The organism is Nocardiopsis sp. NPDC057823 (genome assembly GCF_042797335.1).
GTDB lineage: Bacteria > Actinomycetota > Actinomycetes > Streptosporangiales > Streptosporangiaceae > Nocardiopsis > Nocardiopsis changdeensis.
Window position 1 is genome coordinate 491,775 of sequence record NZ_JBHVLR010000002.1, and the last position, 19,517, is coordinate 511,291.

General features: G+C 73.7%; 13 protein-coding genes and 1 pseudogene. 6 read left to right on the plus strand and 8 right to left on the minus strand.

Features of this window, described 5'->3' with window-relative positions:
• Complete coding sequence (locus ACFVNO_RS06435; RefSeq protein WP_378889933.1) at window positions 1-2,244, plus strand: tetratricopeptide repeat protein; 2,244 nt, start codon at window positions 1-3, stop codon at window positions 2,242-2,244.
• Between the two features lie 56 nt (window positions 2,245-2,300).
• On the opposite strand, the pseudogene ACFVNO_RS06440 reads toward ACFVNO_RS06435, so the two are convergent.
• A pseudogene (locus ACFVNO_RS06440) lies at window positions 2,301-3,089 on the minus strand (IS5 family transposase).
• A 337-nt stretch (window positions 3,090-3,426) separates the two neighbouring features.
• On the opposite strand from ACFVNO_RS06440, the gene ACFVNO_RS06445 reads away from it, so the two are divergent.
• Window positions 3,427-3,951 carry a hypothetical protein gene (locus ACFVNO_RS06445; RefSeq protein ID WP_355254962.1) on the plus strand — a complete coding sequence of 175 codons (525 nt, stop codon included), beginning with the start codon at window positions 3,427-3,429 and terminating at the stop codon, window positions 3,949-3,951.
• Window positions 3,952-4,049: 98 nt separating this feature from the next.
• On the opposite strand, the gene ACFVNO_RS06450 is transcribed toward ACFVNO_RS06445, so the two are convergent.
• The 4 genes from ACFVNO_RS06450 to ACFVNO_RS06465 form a co-directional block, all read right to left on the minus strand.
• Window positions 4,050-5,918 (minus strand): hypothetical protein, encoded by a 1,869-nt coding sequence (locus ACFVNO_RS06450; RefSeq protein WP_378889938.1) that lies wholly within the window; start codon window positions 5,916-5,918, stop codon window positions 4,050-4,052.
• A gap of 15 nt (window positions 5,919-5,933) precedes the next feature.
• Window positions 5,934-8,021 carry a WD40 repeat domain-containing serine/threonine protein kinase gene (locus tag ACFVNO_RS06455; protein ID WP_378889941.1) on the minus strand — a complete coding sequence of 696 codons (2,088 nt, stop codon included), beginning with the start codon at window positions 8,019-8,021 and terminating at the stop codon, window positions 5,934-5,936.
• A 25-nt stretch (window positions 8,022-8,046) separates the two neighbouring features.
• Window positions 8,047-10,176 carry a WD40 repeat domain-containing serine/threonine protein kinase gene (locus ACFVNO_RS06460; RefSeq protein WP_378889944.1) on the minus strand — a complete coding sequence of 710 codons (2,130 nt, stop codon included), beginning with the start codon at window positions 10,174-10,176 and terminating at the stop codon, window positions 8,047-8,049.
• Window positions 10,177-10,418: 242 nt separating this feature from the next.
• Window positions 10,419-11,393, minus strand: coding sequence for a hypothetical protein (locus ACFVNO_RS06465; RefSeq protein ID WP_378889947.1), 975 nt, complete (start codon window positions 11,391-11,393; stop codon window positions 10,419-10,421).
• Window positions 11,394-11,437: 44 nt separating this feature from the next.
• Here ACFVNO_RS06465 and ACFVNO_RS06470 point away from each other — a divergent pair, with 44 nt between their 5' ends.
• Entirely contained in the window at window positions 11,438-12,868 is a 1,431-nt protein-coding gene (locus tag ACFVNO_RS06470) for a PLP-dependent aminotransferase family protein (protein ID WP_378889950.1), read from the plus strand.
• Between the two features lie 33 nt (window positions 12,869-12,901).
• Here the strand turns inward: ACFVNO_RS06470 and ACFVNO_RS06475 are convergent, their stop codons facing one another.
• The 3 genes from ACFVNO_RS06475 to ACFVNO_RS06485 all read right to left on the minus strand — a co-directional run bounded on the left by ACFVNO_RS06475 (window position 12,902) and on the right by ACFVNO_RS06485 (window position 16,823).
• Window positions 12,902-14,113, minus strand: coding sequence for an MFS transporter (locus ACFVNO_RS06475; protein WP_378889953.1), 1,212 nt, complete (start codon window positions 14,111-14,113; stop codon window positions 12,902-12,904).
• 339 nt (window positions 14,114-14,452) lie between these two features.
• Window positions 14,453-15,697 (minus strand): family 16 glycosylhydrolase, encoded by a 1,245-nt coding sequence (locus tag ACFVNO_RS06480; protein WP_378889956.1) that lies wholly within the window; start codon window positions 15,695-15,697, stop codon window positions 14,453-14,455.
• A gap of 328 nt (window positions 15,698-16,025) precedes the next feature.
• Window positions 16,026-16,823: a siderophore-interacting protein gene (locus tag ACFVNO_RS06485; RefSeq protein WP_378889959.1), complete on the minus strand. Its 798-nt coding sequence runs from the start codon at window positions 16,821-16,823 to the stop codon at window positions 16,026-16,028.
• Window positions 16,824-17,123: 300 nt separating this feature from the next.
• On the opposite strand from ACFVNO_RS06485, the gene ACFVNO_RS06490 reads away from it, so the two are divergent.
• The 3 genes from ACFVNO_RS06490 to mshC all read left to right on the plus strand — a co-directional run bounded on the left by ACFVNO_RS06490 (window position 17,124) and on the right by mshC (window position 19,373).
• Window positions 17,124-17,489 carry a hypothetical protein gene (locus ACFVNO_RS06490; RefSeq protein ID WP_355254936.1) on the plus strand — a complete coding sequence of 122 codons (366 nt, stop codon included), beginning with the start codon at window positions 17,124-17,126 and terminating at the stop codon, window positions 17,487-17,489.
• Between the two features lie 342 nt (window positions 17,490-17,831).
• Window positions 17,832-18,023: a hypothetical protein gene (locus ACFVNO_RS06495; protein WP_220562038.1), complete on the plus strand. Its 192-nt coding sequence runs from the start codon at window positions 17,832-17,834 to the stop codon at window positions 18,021-18,023.
• 126 nt (window positions 18,024-18,149) lie between these two features.
• Entirely contained in the window at window positions 18,150-19,373 is a 1,224-nt protein-coding gene (gene mshC / locus ACFVNO_RS06500) for a cysteine--1-D-myo-inosityl 2-amino-2-deoxy-alpha-D-glucopyranoside ligase (protein WP_355254934.1), read from the plus strand.
• The last annotated feature ends 144 nt before the right edge of the window (window positions 19,374-19,517 follow it).

Sequence of the window (19,517 nt, forward strand, 5' to 3'; positions counted from 1 at the left end):
ATGGGATGGAAGCGGACGCTTGACGGTACGGCCAACACGATCACCGATGATGTGTCGGGCACTGCAGTGCAGGCCAACCGTGTCGAGGGCGGCGTCGGCAACACCAACACCACCACGACCATCACCAACCACACGGTCGTGCAGCAGGAGCAGACGCTGCCGAAGGCGTTGCAGGGCCTTCCCATGGTGGTGGGTGGGTTCGTGGGCCGCGACGAGCAGATGCAGGAGCTGCTGGATTTTCTGGACCCCACAGGTGGCTCCGACCGCGGTGATGATGGGTCGGGTGCGGTGGTGGTCTGTGCGGTGGCCGGCATGGGCGGGGTCGGCAAGACCGCACTGGCCGCGCGGACCGCGCACCGGGCATGGGAGCAGGGATGGTTCAGCGGCTACCTGTTCGTGGACCTGCACGGCTACACCCCCCACACACCAGCCCTGACCGGTGAAGCCGCGCTGGATGCATTGCTGCGTCAAACCGGTGCGGACTTGGAGAAGATGCCGCTCGGGGTGGCCGAGCGTACGGTGTTCTACCGCTCGGCCTTGGCCGACCTGGCCAGGGCCGATGAGCGACACCGTCCGGTGTTGGTGCTGGCCGACAACGCTCACCACGTGGACCAGGTCGAACCTCTGCTCCCGGGGGCGGGCGGGCACCGTTTACTGGTCACCAGCCGCGAAGCACTACCCCTGGGCTCCCGCCAGGCCTTGACCCTGGACACTCTGTCCCCTGACCAGGCGGTGGAAGTGCTCACAGCCGGCTTGCCCTCCACTGACCCCCGCCGAGAGCAAAAGGAAGGTTTGGGGGAACTGGCGAAGCGGTGCGGGTACCTGCCGTTGGCGCTCAAGATCGCCGCTGCTCTGCTGGCCCGCAAGATCCGTCTGGCCCCGCACCGGTTGGCGGTGCGATTGGGGGAGTTGGCCAAGTTCACTGACGGCCGCCACGATCTCAAAGCGGTTTTCGATGCCTCCCTGGCCCACCGCTCCCCCGAGGAGGTACGGGTATTCGCTCTGCTGGGCTCCAATCCCGGAAACGACATCCACACCACCGCAGCTGCGGCCCTGGTCGGTCTGGAAGTGGAGGATGTGGAGGAGGTACTGGAGGAGTTGGCGGCCGCACACCTGATCACCACACCCGCGGAGGACCGGTGGGCGATGCACGACCTGGTGGCCGAACACGCTCGTGCCCTGATCCCACCCACCACCAACACCGAGCGCCCCACAGGGGAGGGCGGCCAAGGCAGCACCGGCGAAGTGGTTGACGCCCGCGACCAGGCTTTGGACCGGATCCTGGATTTCTATACGGCTAGGACCAATGCGGCCGATGACCACCTGCGGGCCCTGAAAGGCGACACCCCATCCGAACTGTTTCCAGGCCGTGAGGAGGCGTTGGGGTGGTTGGACGCCGAGATCGACAACCTCCTGGCGTGCGTGCGCACCGCACACCACACCCACTGCGCGCGGGCCGCCATCCGCTTGCCCCAGTACCTGAGTATCTACCTGCGGCTGCGGCGCCGCTTCGACGACGCCATCGACACCCACACTTTGGCCCGACAGAGCGCGCATCAGGTCGGAGACACTCAAGGGGCAGCGATGGCATGGAACAACCTCGGCACCGCACTGCGTCAGGTGCGTCGGTTCGATGAGGCGATCGACGCCCACACCCGCGCCCGCCGGGCCTTCCACCAAACCGGAGACGCCCACGGCGAAGCAATGGCATGGAACAACCTCGGCCTCGCGCTGCGCGACGTGGATCGGTTCGGTGAGGCGATCGACGCCCACACCTGTGCACGGGAACTCCATCAGCGGACCGGTGATATCCAGGGCGAAGCGAAGGCGTGGAACAACCTCGGTGTAGCGCTACAAGAGGCACGTCGGTTGGAAGAGGCGATCGACGCGCACTCCCGCGCTGGCCGGGCCTTCCACCAAACCGGTGACACCCATGGCGAAGCGATGGCGCAGAACAACCTCGGCCTGGCGCTGCGCAAGGTGGATCGGTTCGATGAGGCGATCGACGCGCACTCCCGCGCTGGCCGGGCCTTCCACCAAACCGGAGACAGCCACCGCGAAGCGGTGGCATGGAACAACCTCGCCCTCGCGCTGCGCGACATGGACCGATTCGGGGAGGCGATCAACGCCCACACTCGGTCGGTGGAGCTGTTTCGAACCGTCGGGGACAATGGCCGGGCCGCAGCCGCACAGGAGAGCATCATCGAGATCCAGCAGGACCTGGATGCCAGAAGGCAGGCCTGACCTGGCTCGAACAGGAATCAGCCGCCTGGCCGGTATCGCCATATCAAGAGCTCATCTCATTTGGTGAGTCGGCGGTAGCAGATCAGCGTGCAGGCGATGCCGGCGAAGGCCAGGAAGTGATCGGCCGGTAGCGGCGGTGCAGGCGGCGACATCCGGCCAGCCAGGCCATGGTGCGCTCGACCTGCCACCGATGCCGGCCCAGCCGCTGCGAGGACTCCACGCCCCGGCGGGCCAGGCGGTGCACGATCCCCCGCTGCCGGAGCCAGCGACGCAGGTGGGCGTAGTCGTAGCCCTTGTCGCCGTGCGGCTTGCCCGGTCTGCGCCGCCGGGGTCCGCGGCGGGAGCGGATCGGCGGGATCCCCGCCACCAGGGGTTGCAGCGCTTGGCTGTCGTGGGTGTTGGCCCCCGAGATCGCCATGGACAGGGGCAGACCGGACCGGTCGGTGATCAGGTGGATCTTCGACCCCTTCTTGCCCCGGTCGACAGGATTGGGACTTGTCAGGCCCCCCTTTGAGGACGCGCGTGTTCACCGAGTCGATCGCGCACCGCGACCAGTCCAGCTCACCGCGAGAGCCGAGTTCGTCCAGGACCAGGCGGTGGAGCTTGGCCCAGACCCGGGCCCGGGCCCACTCGGTGAAGCGCCGGTGCGCGGTGGGGCCGGAGGGGCCGAAGACCGGCGGGAGCCGGGCCCAGGTGCACCCGCTGGTGGCCACGAAGATGATCGCGGCCAAGACTTGGCGGTCGCCGTGTCTGCGCCGCCCGCCGCCCTGGGGGCGGGTGGGCGCTTCGGGGACCACCCGTTGGAACAGTTCCCACAGCTCGTCCGGCACCAGCCGTTCCACCATCGACACAGGAGCAGGCTGCCGAGAACCCAAATGAGATGAGTTCTAAAGAGTCGGGAACCGGTGACTCCGGCGTGGCCGGCGGGTCTCGCGGTTTGCCGGTTATGGGGGCGTACGGGAGCACATCGCCACCCCTTCAAGGTCAAGCTTGGGTCGGCTTTGGTTCTACCGGCGCGATGTTCAACGCTCTGACCAGCACAGACGGATGCATGCTGTCCCCGGATAAGCGCCCCGGTCCGCAAGGGCCCGTGCCCCCGGCACCGCTCCCGGAATCGGTGCCGGACCCGGTCCTCGACCGGGCGGACGACTCGCGAAGGCGCTCGAAGCTCAGGGGGACAAGATGTCGCTAAGTGCCGCACGCCTCACCGCCGCCGCGGCGGTCGGGACCGCACTGGCGCTGCTCGCGCCGATGGCCGCGAGCGCTCACAGCACGGTGGAGCAGGACCTCGCCACCGCCAAGAAGGCCACCACCAAGTACCAGGACGAGGCCGAGGCGATCGCCGACGGCTACGTGCCGACCGACCAGTGCGCGCAGAGCCCGGACGGCGTGATGGGCTACCACTACGTCAACCCGTACCTGATCGACCGGAAGCTGGACATCCGCACCCCCGAGGTGCTCGTCTACCAGCCGGACGGGTACGGCGGCCGCAAGCTCGTGGCCCTGGAGTACTACTACGTCGACGCCGACCAGGACGTGGAGACCGACGACGACCGCCCCTCCCTCTTCGGGCACCCGTTCGACGGCCCCGACGAGCCCCAGGAACCGGGCCTGCCGGTCAACTACACGCTGCACGTGTGGCTGTACCAGCACAACCCGAGCGGCCTGTTCAGCCCCTGGAACCCGGCGGGTTCCTGCGGGTACTGACCGGCGGCCGCACGGCCCGGTGACCGCGGCCCCGGAGCGCCCGCTCCGGGGCCGCCCACGTCCTCGGCGGCGGGTGGCCCGAGACCGTGTCGAGCCCCCTACAGGGTCCCGACGACCTCCCAGGTCTCCGGATCCAGGAACCGCACCCCCGGCTCCTCCGTCGCCACCGCCACCACCTCGCCGTCCGGATGCGGGGCCACATGCCAGAGGACCAGTCCCTCCGGGAGGATGTTCTTCCCGCTCTCCAGGTCCCACGCCCCGGCGTGGACCTTGGGCTCCTCCGTACCCTCGCCCCTCGGGCCCGTGTCCCACCACAGGACGTACACCCGGCCCAGCCACGGGTCCACGACGACGTCCCGGATCCAGGGCTCATGGATTTCCGCGACCTCCGCCATGTCGAACGCGTCGACCCGCCGCCCGGCGGCGACGTCCCACACGACGACCTCGCCCTCGTGGACGTAGACGACCTCGTCGGTTCCCGTGACGGGCGCGAACAACCCTTCCGCCACCGGGCGGACCGTGTGCAGGCGCTCACCCGTGTGCACGTCCCAGACGGTGATGCTCTCTTCGACGGTACCGGCGGGGGTCCGCAGGGCCAGGCGCCGTTCGTCGAGGAAGACGGGCTCCGACCCGGCGGCCCCGAAGTCCCCCGCAATGTTCCCGGTCGCGCCGTCGACGATCCGCACGCGCTCACCGCCGTCCAACCCGGTGAGGGCGATCAGCCCGCCGGACGAGACCGCGATCCCGTCCACGGCCGGAGGCTTTTCCGAAGGGGGTCCGTCGGCCGAACCCTCGCCCCCGTACCCGGTGGCCGTGCCGGATGCCAGGTCGAACACCTGCCCGACCGGTGTCGGGTACTCGTTGCCGGGGCGGGGCTCCGGTTCCATGACGACGGCCGCGATGCCGCATCCCTCGGGCAGGAAACCGTAGCCCGCCAGCCCGTTGAAACCCGTGTCGGGGCGGGCGATCTCCCGACCCTCCCGCCAGTCCCACACGCTCAGCCCGTCCTGAAGGGTCTGCATCACCAGCAGTTCGCCGTCGGGGGAGAACCGCAGGTGGGAGAAGTCCCCCAGATCCTCGGCCGACCACTCGTCTGCGGGAGCGAACCCCTCCGCCTCGGTGCAGTCGGTGAGCACGGTCCCCGGCGTCTCCACGCTCCCCGACGCCCCCGCGGGGTCCGCCGCCTCCTCCCCGGCCACCACGAACGCCGTCGCGGCGACCGCCGCCACGGCCAGCAGCCCCGCGGCGAACGGCACGGCCATACGCCTCCAGGACCGCCGCCCGGCGGTCGGAGCCCCGCCCTCCCGGCCCGCCCCGGTCCCCGAGAGCATCCGCGCGAGTTCACGCGGCGCCGGTCGCAGGTCCGGGTCGGGGTGCAGGCAGCCCTCGATCACCTTCCGGAACCGCAGCGGAGGGCCCGCGTCCCCGGCGACGGCGGACACCAGGGCGGCCCAGTGGCGCACGTCCTCCGCCGTCGCACCGGACGGCTCCGCGGAGACCGCTCCCGTGAGCATGACGCCGCCGGTGGTGGACAGCACGTCCTCCGCACGCAGCGGCCCGGCGGTCACACCCGCCTCGTGCAGATCGGCCAGGCCCGCGGCGAGCGCCGTCGCCACGGAGGGGAACTCCTCCGGCGGCAGGCCGCCCCCGTTCCTCCCGACACGGTCGGCGAGGGTCTCCCCGCCCGCACGCGCGAACGCGACCCAGGGCACCGCGCCCCGGGTGTCGGCGCCGACCACCCGGCACACGTACGGACTCCGCAGCCTCCGCAGTGCCCCGACCCGGCGCGCGAACTCGCCGCGGGACAGCGGATCGGTGGCATGTCCGGGCCGGAGGAGCACGATGGTCACGGACACGCGGTCGCCGGTCCCGCCCGCGTAGCGGTGGGCCGTGTCGTCCGAGCCGAGCCTGCCCAGCAGGCGGTAGGGCCCGACGCCGGGCGGGTCGTGCGGGTGCAGGGGGAGCATCCCGGTCCTCTCCGATCAGCCGAGTTCGGCCAGGACGTCCGAGGACGCGGCGTCGACGATGAGCACGGTGGTCGCCTCCAAGGGCAGCACGGCCAGCACCTCTCCCGCCGGGTGCGCCGCCAACGTCCGGATGCCCGCCTCGCCCGCGCCGTCCGTTCCGGACGTCACTTGCTCGCCGGTGGACAGGTCCCAGGCGGCGCGCCGCAGGCCGGGCGCGACATCCTCGTTGTACAGCAGGTGGAACCGGTCCGTGCCGGGTGCCACGACGAGTTCTTCGAACAGGTGGGGCGCCTCACCGTCCGGGGCGAAGAGCCGGGGTTCCGTCTCCGTCAGGTAGTTGGTGTGCACGACCGCTTCCGGGGAGGCGGACAGGTAGAGCAGGTCGCCCTCGTCGTTGGGCAGCGCGACCGCCCCGCGTTCCGGCTTCAGCGGGCCCTCCTCGCGGAACATCTCCCGGCCGGTCGAGGCCTCCAGCACCGCGACGGAGCCGTCGGCCCCGCCCAGGGCGAAGTACTCGCCGTTGGGTGAGTAGGCCGCCCAGTCGACCATCTCGTCCCGGACATCGGTGACCGCGCCCGTCTCCAGGTCGATCCTCCTCGTCCCCCCGGGACCGACCATGACCTCGCCACCGTCGGGGGAGAACACCACGGGCTCGTAGGCGAGGAGGCCGACCAGGTCCGGAAGGTGCATGGCCCGCTCCCCGCTGCGCAGGTCGAAGACGTGCAGGCCGCCCTCGGTGGAGAGGTAGGCGAAGCGGCACCCGTCCGGGCCCACCGTCGGCATGCCGCCGAAGTCGGGCAGGGAATCGCCGATGAAGGCGACCTCCGTGCCCGCCTCCCAGTCCCACAGGGCGACGCCGGACGGGTGGGACACGGCCAGCAGGTCGCCGCCGGCCACGAACGAGAGCCGGGGGAAGACGGCCATGTCCAGGTTGTAGCCGTCCTCTCCGGGGACCTCCGGCCGTTCCCGGGCCGCCGCCGTGTACTCCGCCGCGAAGTCCTCGGGCCGTGAGCACACCCCCGTCCCGCCGTCGCCCCCGGCCCGGTGCACGCCCTCCTCGGCCCCCGGTGGTCCGGCCTCCGCCGACCCCTGTTCCGAGACCGCCCACACCCCCGCGCCCGCGGCCAGGACCAGTGCCGCCGCGCCGGCGCCGACCGCCCACGACCGACCACGACGGGAGGGCGCCGACCCGCTCCGCGGGTTCCGGGAGACGTACTCCCGGTGTTCCTCCGCGACCTCCTCCACCTTCCGGGCGGCCTCCGACGGAAGCCAGTCAGGGGCCGCGTCGGCCGGGCCCACCGGCCCGCCCAGCTCCTCCAGCACCACGGCCGCGGTCGGCCGGTCGCCAGGGTCCTTGGCCAGGCACCGGGAGAGCAGTGCGCGCAGGCCCCCGGGGACGGAGTCCAGGTCCGGCTCCAGGCGGGTGATGCGGTAGGCCACCGCGGAGGGGTGCCCTTCGCCGAACGGCCCGGTACCGGTGAGCGCGTACACGGCGGTGCCCGCCAGCGAGAACACGTCCGCGGCGGGTGACGCCTCCGCGCCCCCGTACAGCTCGGGGGCGGTGTACCCGGGCGTTCCGGCGACCAGGGTCTCCTCGTCCTCGGCGGACCCGGCCTCCTCCAGGGCACGGGAGACCCCGAAGTCGATCACCTGCGGACCGGACGCGGCGACCATGACGTTGCCGGGTTTGAGGTCCCCGTGCACCAGGCCGTTCCCGTGCATGCCCTCCAGCGCTGAGGCGACGGCCCGCAGCAGGAACCTCACCGACTCCTCGGGCAGCGGGCCGGACGCTCGCACGAGTTCGTGCAGGGTTGGACCGGCCACGTATTCGGTGGCCATCCACGGGATCCGGGCGGCCGGGTCGCTGTCCAGCACACGCGGGGTGAAGGGACCGAGGGCGCGGTCGGCCAGGTCGAGTTCACGGGCGAACCTGGTGCGGAAGCCGGGATCGTAGGCGAACTCCGGCCGCACCGACTTGACCGCGGCGAGGGTGCCGTCGGCGTCCGTGGCCAGGTAGACACGCCCCATACCGCCCGAGCCGAGAACGGCGAGGAGGCGGTACGGGCCGATGTCGCGGGGGTCGTCCGGGGAGAGGTCGTGCATGGGGCCTTCGTCTCAGCGGGGTGTCTCAGTACAGCTCGTCGACGACGGTGAGGTTCTCGCCGTCCAGTACCAGCACCTGGGCCGCCTCCGTGTCGAGCACGGCCAGGAACTCGTCGCGGGGATGCGGTCCCACCGGCCCGGGCAGCAGGGCGTCGCCGTCGCGAAGGACCTCGCCCGTGCCGGTGTCCCACACCGTTCCGAGCAGGTCGGTGACGGCGTACGGGTCCTCGGTCCCGGCGTACAGCCGTTCACCGTCGGAGGAGAACGCGAGGGGGAATCCGGCATCGGGATCGTCCTCGCCGATACGGCCCAGGTCCCGCAGGGTGCCGCCGGTCTCCAGGTCCACCAGGCGCACCCGGTCGGTGTCCTCCAGCAGCGCCATCACCGACGGATCGCTCGGATGCAGGGCGAACCCCAGGTTCCCCGGGCTCTCGAAGTAGTGGACCCACTCCCCGGTGCCGGTGTCCCACACGGCGACGCCCAGCACGCGGTCGGTGCTGTCGCTGACGGTGCCGACCAGGAATCCGCCGTCGGCGGTGTACTCCAGGTCGAACACATAGGAGTAGCCGTCCTCCCCTGGCAGGGGGATGGTGCCGGTGTGCTCGGCCGCGGCGACGTCCCAGACATGCAGCCCGTGTGTGGTCCGGTCCCCTTCCCGGATGTCGACGAGGACCGACAGGCGGGTGCCGTCAGGGGAGAGCGCGGGGATACGGGGGTCGGTCGACTGATCCTCGTAGAGCAGGGTGGTCTCGTGGACCAGGGTGCCGCCGTCGTCCCTGTGGACCTCGATCCGGTCCCGGTGCGTGTGCCCTGTTCCGCCCGCGTAGGCGGCCGCGATCGTTCCCTCGGCGTTGACGTCGACGGAGGACGGCGAGGGGTTCAGGAAAGCGGTGATCTCACCGGTCCGCCGGTCCCATACGGAGAAGTAGAGGGAGCCGGTCGCGTAGATCCGTTCACCGTCGGGGGAGAAGGCCACGTCCTCGGCCCATGACAGGCTCTGCCGGTACCCCTCCGGGGCGAAGGCGGGGTCGACGGACGGTGCGCCGCCCGCCTCCTCCAAGGCCGGGCCCTCAGCGCCGGCGCCGTCCGCGCCGTCCGCCGTCCCGCCTGCGCCGGCCGACGCCGTGTCGTCGCCCGTGCCGCCGCCCCCTCCGCCTCCGGGCAGAACGGTGAGCGCGTACCCGCCCCCGGCCACCAGCGCCAGTGCGGCGGCCGCCGCCACCGCCGCCAGCGCGGGCCGCCGCCACCGGGCCCGGTCCGCGCGGGCGCGCTCCCCGGCCTCCCGCTCCCGCAGGAGGCGGACGTCCTCGGTGACGGGGCCGGGCAGCCACGGGTGCCCGGTGTCCGGCATCGGGACGTCGGCCAGTTCGGCCAGGATCCCGGCGATGTCCGGCCGGTGCCCGGGGCCCTTGGCCAGGCAGCGGGCGAGCAGGTCGCGCAGCGGGCCCTCCGGGACCGCGCCCAGGTTCGGCGCCTCCTCCAGGATCCGGCGCAGGGTCTCCCGGGGCGGGGCGAAGCCGAAGGGCGGCTCCCCGGAGGCGGCGAACAGCACCGTCCCGGCCAGCGAGAACACGTCGCTCGCCGGGGAGACGTCCCGGCCCCTGATCTGCTCGGGCGAGGTGTAGGCGGGGGTGCCGAAGGTCTGCCCGGTGCGGGTGAGCACCGTGCCCTCCACCGCCCGTGCCAGCCCGAAGTCGATCACCTGCGGCCCGCGCGGCGACAGCAGCACGTTGCCGGGTTTGAGGTCGCGGTGCATGAGCCCGGCCGCGTGCACCGCCTCCAGCGCGCGGGCCAGGCCGGACACCAGCACGGGCAGGGACTCGGCGGGCAGCGGCCCGTGTTCGCGCACCGCCTCCTTGAGGGTGGGGGCGGGCACGTACTCGGCGGCCATCCAGGGGACGGCGGCGTCGGTGTCCGCGTCCACCACGGCCGGGGTGAGGGGGCCGGAGACCCGGCGCGCGGCGCGGACCTCGCGGGCGAACCGGGCCCGGAACTCGGGGTCCTGGGCCAGGTCGTCCTTGACGAGCTTGAGGGCGGCCAGGTCCCCGCCCGGGGTGCGGGCCAGGTAGACCCGGCCCATGCCGCCCGCGCCCAGGCGGGCCAGGATGCGGTGGGGGCCGACGGTGCGCGGGTCGTCGGAGGTGAGGGGGTACACGGAGCGGGGGTTCCTCAGGGCGTCGCGGGACCGGGGCGCCGTACCGGGGGCAGGGGAGGGCCCGGCCAAGATATCTCTCGGACGGCCGTGCGCGGAGCCCGTGGCCGCATGCGGACTCCGCGCCGTGCCGGAACGCGCACGCTCGGTACCGAGTTCCTGGCCCTCGCGCGGCCCCGTCCCCGCAGCCCTGGCGGCCCCGGCGGATCAGGCCGCCAGGGCCGCCGCCCGGGGGTTCCGCGGGCTCAGGCCGACGTCGCCGCCGGTTCCGTGTTCCGCGGGCTCCGCCGGGGCAGGGGGGCGAAACCGACCGCGAGCCCGGCGCCGATCACCGCCATGCCGATCCACGCGCCGAGCGAGGGCATGGGGGCGCCCAGGGCGGTGGCGACCAGGGCGGCCGTCGGTGCGGCCGCACCCGCCGCCAGGCTCGCGGCGCCCGCGCCGATGCGCGCCACACCCGTGAACCACAGCACGAACGACAGCGCGGTCGCGACCGCCCCCAGGTAGACCACCGCACCCAGCACCGCCGGGTCGGCGACCATCGCCCACCCCGCCGGGTTCACGAACAGCGACAGCACTCCGAAGACCAGCGCCGCCGTCACCGTCGTCGCCGCCGTGTACCCCCATGCCCCCATGCGCGGCAGCGCGGGCGCCCCGAACAGCGTGAACCCGGCCTCCAGCGCGATCAGCGCCAGCGCCATCAGCACGCCGATCACGTCCGCGTGCCCCCATCCGGTCACCGCGACCGCGCCGGCGCTGACCACCAGCGCCCCCGCCACGATCCGCGCCGACGGCCGTTCGCCGCGGGTCAGCGGCCCGGCCACCGACAGCACCATGGGGATGCACGCCACCGCCGCCGCGAGCACCGCCGGTTCCGCGTGCGCCGTTCCCACGATCAGGGCCAGGTTGAACCCCACCAGCCCGGAGAGGGCGCCGGCGACCACCCAGAGAACGTCCCGGCCGCGCGGCAGCGGCACCTTCTGGGCGAACAGGCGGGCCAGCGCGACGACCGCCACCGCCGCCACCGCGTACCGGGCCGACTGGACGACGAACGCGGGCATGTCCGCGGTCGCCCCGATCACGGCGACGCTGCTGCCCATCAGCGCCATCCCGCCCAGGGCGGGCCACAGCCCCCACAGGGACGACGGAGCGGAGGCGGCGGACGGAGCGGAGACCGGGGAGGCGGAAGGAGCGGGGCTCAGGGAAGATGTCTTTTGCACGCCTCCACTCTGGACCCGGTATGGTCCGACCGACAGGACCAAACATGAGCGTTCCGACCGGACCAAAGGGGGCGGGGGAGATGGCCCAGGGCTCGGACTTCCTGCAACTGGACGCCTCCGCCGTCCCGCGCGGCGAGCGCACCGAATGGCTCACCGGGGCCCTGCGCTCGGCCGTCGCCTCCGGCGTCCTGCCGCTGGGCACCCGGCTCCCGCCCACCCGCGTGCTGGCCGCCGACCTCGGCGTGGCCCGCGGCACGGTGGTCGAGGCCTACCAGCGCCTCACCGAGGAGGGCCTGCTCACGGCGGCCCGCGGCGCCGGGACCGCCGTGGCGGCCCGCCCCCTGGACGCCCCCGCCGCATGCTCCACCGGCACCTGGGAACCCACCGTCTACGCGCCCGAGACCGTCGACCTCGCCAGCGGCATCCCCGACCTGGCGGCCTTCCCCCGCGCCGCCTGGCTGCGCGCCGAACGCGAGGTCCTGTCCACCGCCACCGCCCGCTCCCTCGGCTACGCCCCGCCCCAGGGCACGCTGGAGCTGCGCACCGAGCTCTCCGCCTGGCTGGCCCGTTCCCGGGGCGTGCGCGCCGCCCCCGGGCAGATGGTGGTCACCGCCGGGGTCACCGGCGCCCTGAGCATCCTGTCCCAGGTCCTGCGCGCCCGCGGCCTGGACACCATGGCCCGCGAGGACCCCGGCGCCGACGGCAACCGCATGATCCTCGGGCACTGGCTGCGCTCCACGGTCCCCGTCCCGGTGGACGGCGACGGCATCGACACCGACGCCCTGGCCGCCACCGACGCCCGCGCCGTCCTGGTCACGCCCGCCCACCAGTTCCCGACCGGCGTGGTCCTGTCGCCGCTGCGCCGCCGCGCGCTGCTGGCCTGGGCGCGCGAGCGCGACGGCCTGGTGATCGAGGACGACTACGACGCCGAGTACCGCTACGACCGCTCACCGGTCGGCGCCCTGCACGGCCTGGACCCGAACCTGGTGGCGCACACCTCCAGCCTGTCCAAGACCCTGGCCCCGGCCCTGCGCGCGGGCTGGCTGGTCCCGCCCCCGCACCTGCTGGAGGACGTGGTCGAGGCGCGCTGGGCCGCCGACCTGGGCTCGCCCTCGCTGCCCCAGCTGGCCCTGGCGCTGCTGCTGCGCGACGGCACCATCGCCCGCCACCTGCGCACGATGCGGGCGCGCCACCGCTCCCGCCGGGACGCCGCCGTGGCGGCGGTCCGCGCCCACCTGCCCGGCTGCACGGTCCTGGGGGTGGCGGCGGGCCTGCACCTGCTGGTGCTGCTGCCCGGGGGAGTGGACGACCGGGAGGCCGCCGCCCGCGCCGAGCGCGCCGGGGTGGCGGTGCAGCCGCTGTCGCGGCACCGCACCGCCCCCGGTCCGCCGGGCCTGGTCATCGCCTACGCGGGCCACGGCCCCGCGCGGTTGCGCGAGGCCGTGGCCCGGCTGGGCGCCGCCGTCCGCCTCTGACGGACGGCCGGGGCTGAGGGTCCGCCGGGCGGCTCAGGAGACCTGCGAGGCCTCCCGGGACGGTTCGGCGGCGGCCTTCGCGGCCTCCGGTGCTCCCGCCCCGGCACGCCGGTCCAGGAGTCCGGCCATCAGCGCGATCGCCAGGCCCGTCACCGCCAGGACGGCGCCGATCGCGGCGGGGGAGGACAGCCCCAGCCCCGCGGAGATGCCCACCCCGCCCAGCCAGGCGCCGCCCGCGTTGGCGAGGTTGAACGCCGAGTGGTTGGCCGCCGACGCCAGGGCCGGCGCGGCGCCCGCCTTGTTCATCACGAGCAGCTGCAACGGCGTGGCCACGCCGAACCCGACCGCGCCCAGCACCACCACCGACGCCATCGCGGTCCAGGGGTTGTGCACGGTGAACGTGAAGACCACCAGCACCACGGCCAGCGACCCCAGCGCGCCGTAGATGGTGGGCCGCAGCGCCCGGTCGGCCAGCGGGCCCACGACCAGCGAGCCCAGGGTCATGCCGATGCCGAACAGCGCCAGCACCACGGTCACGCCACCGCCGCTCATCCCGGCCAGCTCGGTCATCATCGGCGCGATGTAGCTGTACACGGCGAACACGCCCGCGAACCCGAACACCGCCGACAGCAGCCCCAGCAGCACCTGGGAGTTCCCCAGCGCCCGCACCTCGGGCATCAGCCGCCCGGTGCCGGTGCGCTCCAGCCGGGGCACGAACACGGCGATGCCGACCACGGCCAGCACGGCGATCGCGGTCACCACCAGGAAGGCGGACCGCCAGCCCAGCTCCTGGCCGAGCAGGGTGCCCGCGGGGACGCCGATGATGTTGGCGACGGTCAGGCCCAGGAACATGCGGGCCACCGCGCGCCCCTGCCGGGCGGGCCCGGCCATCTGGGCGGCGGCCAGCGCCCCGGCGCCGAAGAACGCGCCGTGCGGGAGCCCGGCGACCACCCGGGAGGCGAACACGGTCTCGTAGGTGGGGGCCAGCACCGTGGCCAGGTTGCCCACGGCGAACAGGACCATGAACAGGATCAGGACGGTCTTGCGGGGCAGCCGGGTGGCCATCGCGGTGAGCAGCGGGGCGCCGACGACGACGCCGAGGGCGTAGGCGGAGATGAGGTACCCGGCGTGGGAGATGCTGACGCCGAGCCCGTCGGCGACCTCCGGCAGCAGGCCCATGATGACGAACTCGGTGGTTCCGATGGCGAAAGCGCCCAGGGCGAGGGCGAGCAGGGCCAAGGGCATGGCGGACCTCTCTGAACGGCTGTGGAGTGGACCGGGGGGTGAGGTCGGTGTGCGGGGGTGCGGGCTCCGTTGCCCGGGGCGTCGGATGTCCGGACATCCGGCGACACTGGCACAACCGGGGCCGGGGGTGGTCTACTTCCCGGTAACCGCCGGCCACCGGGTGTGATGTCCGACTCGCCCGCCGACCTGCGGCGCGGCGGGCCGATGCGGCGAGCGGCGGCCGGGGCCGCGCGGCCCCGGGAAAAGGGGCGGCCCGCCGGTGGGGAAGACCGGCGGGCCGCGCGATTCAACGGGGGTCACGGGTGCGCCCCGGGGCGGCCCGGGGCGCGGGTGGGAGGGTCAGGGCAGGTTCCACCTCTGGACGGCGCTGCCGTCGCAGTTCGCGATCTCGGTGCGGGTCCCGTCGGTCTGCGCCCGGCCGACGGGCTGCAGGCAGCGCCCCGACTGCGGGTTGCGCAGCCCCTGCTGGGCGGTGTGCGTCCACTGCTGGGCGCCGGTCCCGTTGCAGGTCCACAGCTGGACCCGGGTGCCCGCGGCGGTGCCGCCGCCCGCCACGTCCAGGCACCGGCCGTAGGCGCGGACGGTGCCGTCGGAGCCCACCGTCCACTGCTGGGCCTGGTTCCCGTTGCAGTGGGCGAGCTGGATCGGGGTGCCGTCGGCGTTGGCCGCGCCCGCCACGTCGAGGCAGATCCCGTTGGAGGCGGTGATGGTGCCGGTCCCGCCGCCGCCCGCGCCGTCGAGCGAGTACACGCGGACGTAGTCCACCAGCATCTGCTGCGGGAACTGCGTGCTGCCGTCGGGGTAGCCGGGCCAGTTCCCGCCGACGGCCACGTTGAGGATCATGAAGAACGGCTGGTCGAACACCCACGGGTCGCCGCCGGTGCTGGAGGGGGTGACGGAGTGGTAGACGTTGCCGTCCACCGACCAGGTGATGGAGCCCGGGCGCCAGTCGACGGCGAAGGTGTGGAAGTCGTCGGCGAACGACCACCCCTGCGGGTGCATGTAGGAGCCGGTGATGCCCTCGCCGCCCGAGTAGCCGGGGCCGTGGACCGTGCCGTGGACCAGGTGGGGTTCGCGGCCGATGTTCTCCATGATGTCGATCTCGCCGGAGTTGGGCCACGGGGTGCCCGGGAAGCTCCCGCCGAGCATCCAGAACGCGGGCCAGATGCCCTGGCCGCGCGGGATCTTGATGCGGGCCTCGACCCGGCCGAAGTGGGGCTGGAACTTGTTCTGGGTGGTCATCCGGGCCGAGGTGTAGCTCCCGTCGGCCTCGCGGCGCGCGGTGATGACGAGGTTGCCGTTGCCGTCCAGGGCGGAGTTGGCGCGGCTGTTCGTGTAGTTCTGGAGCTCGTTGTTGCCCCAGCCGTGGTCGCCGGTCTCGTGGTTCCAGTTCGCGGCGGAGGGAGCGCTCCCAGCGGCGCCGTCGAACTCGTCGGACCAGACCAGTGCGGCCTGCGCGGCGGCGGCGGCCGGCTCGGCCTCGGCTGGGGCGGGGGCGGCGGCGGAGGTGCCGGGGGCCAGGAGGGCCAGGGCGGCCACGGCCGCCGCCACGGAGAGGGGGGTGCGGAATCGTCTCGTGCGCATGCGCGTACTCCGGGGGAGTGGTCCCGCCCCGGGGGGCGGGGGAGCGGACGGAGCGGTCGTGCCGCCGGGGCGCGACCATGGCGACCGAGCGCGGTCGCCGTGTGACCCACTGAATCGTAAAGTGACTTTACGTTTAGTCAGGGGACCGGAACAAGAGGTGGGACCCGGTCTCTTGGGGGCCGCGTTCCCGGCCGCCGCCCGGTCGTCCCCGTCCGGCCCGCCGGGGGGCGCGCCATCGGCTGGGGTGCCATCCGGCCGCGTGCCGCCCCGCCCCGGCGCGGCCGGGGGCGGGCCGGGCCGGGGTCGCCGGCCCGGCCCGCCTCGCGCGTCACTTGTAGGCGGCCGCCCCATGGCGCCAGTACCCGATGAAGGAGATGTGCGTCTTGGGCACCCCGCGCCCGCGCACCAGCTCCCGGCGCAGCCCTGTCGGCAGGGCCCGCTCCCCGGCCACGAAGCAGTACGGGGTCCCCGCGGGCAGGTCCGCCGCCAGCACCGTCCGCAGCGCCAGCTCGCCGGGCACGCCACCGCCGCCGTCACGCGGCAGCCAGTGCAGGTTCACCCCGTCGGGGGCCTCGACCTCGCGGATGTCGGCCGTCTCGGGGACCTCCAGGAACACCTCGGCGCGCAGGTCTTCGGGAGCCTGCTCGACGATCGACAGCAGCGCCGGCAGCGCGCTCTCGTCGCCCACCAGCAGCTGCCAGTCGGCGTCCTCGGGCGGCAGGTAGTAGTACCCCTCGGCGAACAGGCCGGCCTCGTCGCCCTCCTTCGCGTTCAGCGCCCAGCCGGAGGCGGGGGCCCGGGAGCCGTGCACCGCGAACTCGATGTCCAGTTCCAGGCGCTCGGCGTCGAACCGGCGGGGCGTGTAGTTGCGGAAGAGCGGCTTCTCGGCGGAGGGCATCAGGTAGTACTTGGCGATCCAGCCGTTGCCCGCGGCCTGGGGCAGCCGCAGCCGCTGCTGCCCCTCGCGCGGCAGGAACAGCCGGGCGCACTGGTCCAGGCCCAGGAACTCGAAGTCCGCGAGCTCCTCGCCGCCCAGGGTCACGGTGACGAAATTGGGGGTGGTCCGCTCGGTGCGGACGACGCGGGCGCGGACCATGGCGCGGCGCTCGGGGTTGCGGATCTTCATGGGGGTCGTCTCTCTTCTCCCGGCGAAGGGTGGGGCCGGGCATCTGCGAGGGGACCCGGTCCTGGTTAGGTTAGCCTATCCAACTTCCCGTCCGGTGTTTCGGGGAGGGCTCCCCGGGGAACCGGTAGGGGACCCACCCGGGCGGTCGCCACAAAAAACCTCCGAAAGAATTCCGAAACCGCGTCATAGGCGACCCGCATGAACGTGTTGAGGGTGAACCGAAAACCCGGGTGTTGCGTCAACCCGCACGAGGAGTGCAACGCACGCCCAGGTCAGCCGTCCCCGATGGAAGGACCGCCGATGAGCGCCATCCCCGCCCCCGACCAGCCCTACCAGCGCCCCGCCGACCCGGCCGCCCTGGTCGGCCGCTGGGTCCGCGTCGACGACCGGGCCCCCGCCTCCGTCGGGGTCCTCGAACACGCCCGGCGGACCGGAGGGGGCGCCGGCTGGGAGTGGGAGCTGCGCACCTCCGACGGCGTCGTCTCGGGGCGCGGCCCGCTGGCCGCCCGTCCCCTGACCGAAACCGCCGACCTGCGCTCGGCCCGCCGCAGACTGCGCGCGGAGCTGGCCGACCTGGCCGAGTTCGGCGCCCCCGACGACCCGGACCTGGCGCGGGCCGCCGCCGACCTGGACCTCCTGGAGCTGGAGGCCGCGGCCCGGCCCTGAGCCGGGTGCGCCGCCCGCTCGGAACAGGCGCGCTCCGAGCGGGGGCCGTCCCCGCCCCCGGCCCCCGCGGCCGGGTTTCGGACAGTCCCGGCCCCGGAGGGGGCGCCGGGGCCGTCCCGGTCGGAGGTCGCGACCGCCCCGCCATCCGTCACTCTGGTCACGGAAAAGGACAGAGGGGACGTACGCGTACCTGCGGGCACTCCGTACCAATGGTGGCTGTCACACTCCTTGATGCCACTTCGTGACAACCCCCTGCGTGACCGGTGCGTCTCTGTCAGAGACGGTGGACACGCCGTCACACGCGCACCAGGCGGAGACGTGCGCACGGCAGGGGGAAACGAGATGGAGGGACGCAACGGCGTTCTCATGGAGACCGGGGCCTACTGGCTCCTCTACGTGGTCTCCGTCTGCGGCGCGCTGATGCACTGGAGGCTGGGCAACGAGGAGCTGGCGGCGATCTGCGGGGCGGCGGCCGTCCTCGCGGCGCTCCTCATCGCCGCCCGGCACCGCGACGACCTCGCCGCCCACCGCTGACCGCGCCGGCCCCGGCCGAACCCCGCACGCCCGCCGCCGATTCCCCGTCCCCGTGGGGTGATCATCACCGCGGCACCGCCCCTCCCTGGGCGTTTGCCCACCCGGTGTCCGGATAGTCTTCCCGGTATGCGTTCTTGGTCTGCGCCTGACATCGTCCCCCTGCCGGGTACCGGCGGTCCCCTGCGGCTCCACGACACGGCCACCGGCCGGATACAGGAGACCGCCCCCGGACCCCGGGCCGGAATGTACGCCTGCGGAATCACCCCCTACGACGCGGCACACCTGGGCCACGCGTTCACCTACCTGACCTTCGACCTGGTCAACCGGGTGTGGCGCGACGCCGGGCACGACGTGAACTACGTGCAGAACACCACCGACATCGACGACCCGCTGCTGGAGCGGGCCGAGGCCATCGGCGTCGACTGGCGCGACCTGGCCCACCGCGAGATCGACGTCTTCCGCGACGACATGGCGGCCCTGCGCATCATCCCGCCGACCTCCTACGTCGGCGTGGTCGAGTCGGTCGACCTCATCAGCGACCTGGCCGCCCGCATCCGCGACACCGGCGCCGCCTACGACCTCGACGGCGACCTGTACTTCTCCGTCGCCGAGGCCGAACGCTTCGGCGAGATCGGCCACCTGGACCGGGACGTGATGCTCGACCTGTTCGGGCAGCGCGGCGGCGACCCCGACCGCCCCGGCAAGAAGGACCCGCTCGACTGGCTGCTGTGGCGCGCCGAACGGCCGGGCGAGCCCGCCTGGGAGAGCCCGCTGGGGCGGGGCCGCCCGGGCTGGCACATCGAGTGCAGCGCCATCGCCCTGGACCGGCTGGGCCCGGACTTCGACCTCAACGGCGGCGGCAACGACCTGGTCTTCCCCCACCACGAGATGGGCGCGGCCGAGACCCGCTGTATCACCGGCGGCCCCAACGCCCGGGCCCACCTGCACGTGGGCATGGTCGGCCTGGACGGCGAGAAGATGTCCAAGTCGCTGGGCAACCTGGTGTTCGTGTCCAAGCTGCGCGAGCAGGGGGTGGAGCCGGCGGTGATCCGCCTGGCCATGCTCACCCACCACTACCGGGGCGCCTGGGAGTGGACCGACGACCACCTGCCCGAGGCCCACGCCCGCGCCGAGCGCTGGCGCGCCGCGTTCGCCCTGGGCGCGGCCCCCGACGCCGCCCCGCTGCTGGCCGCGGTGCGCGCCGCGCTGGCCCGGGACCTGGACTCCCCGGCGGCGCTGGCCGCGGTGGACGCCTGGGCGCGGGCCGCGCTCACCGAGGGCGGCACCGACACCGCCGCCCCGGCGCTGGCCCGCACCACCGTCGACACCCTGCTCGGCGTGGCCCTCTGACGCCCTCCCCGAGGAGGCCCCGGGGGCTCTCGCCCTCGTGGTCGCGGGGGGGGCGGGGCCCGGGCGCCCCCGCCCCGCCGGCCCCAGTGGCCCCGCCCCGGGCGGGGCGCCCCGGGTGCACACCGGCGCGGGGGGCCGGGGGCC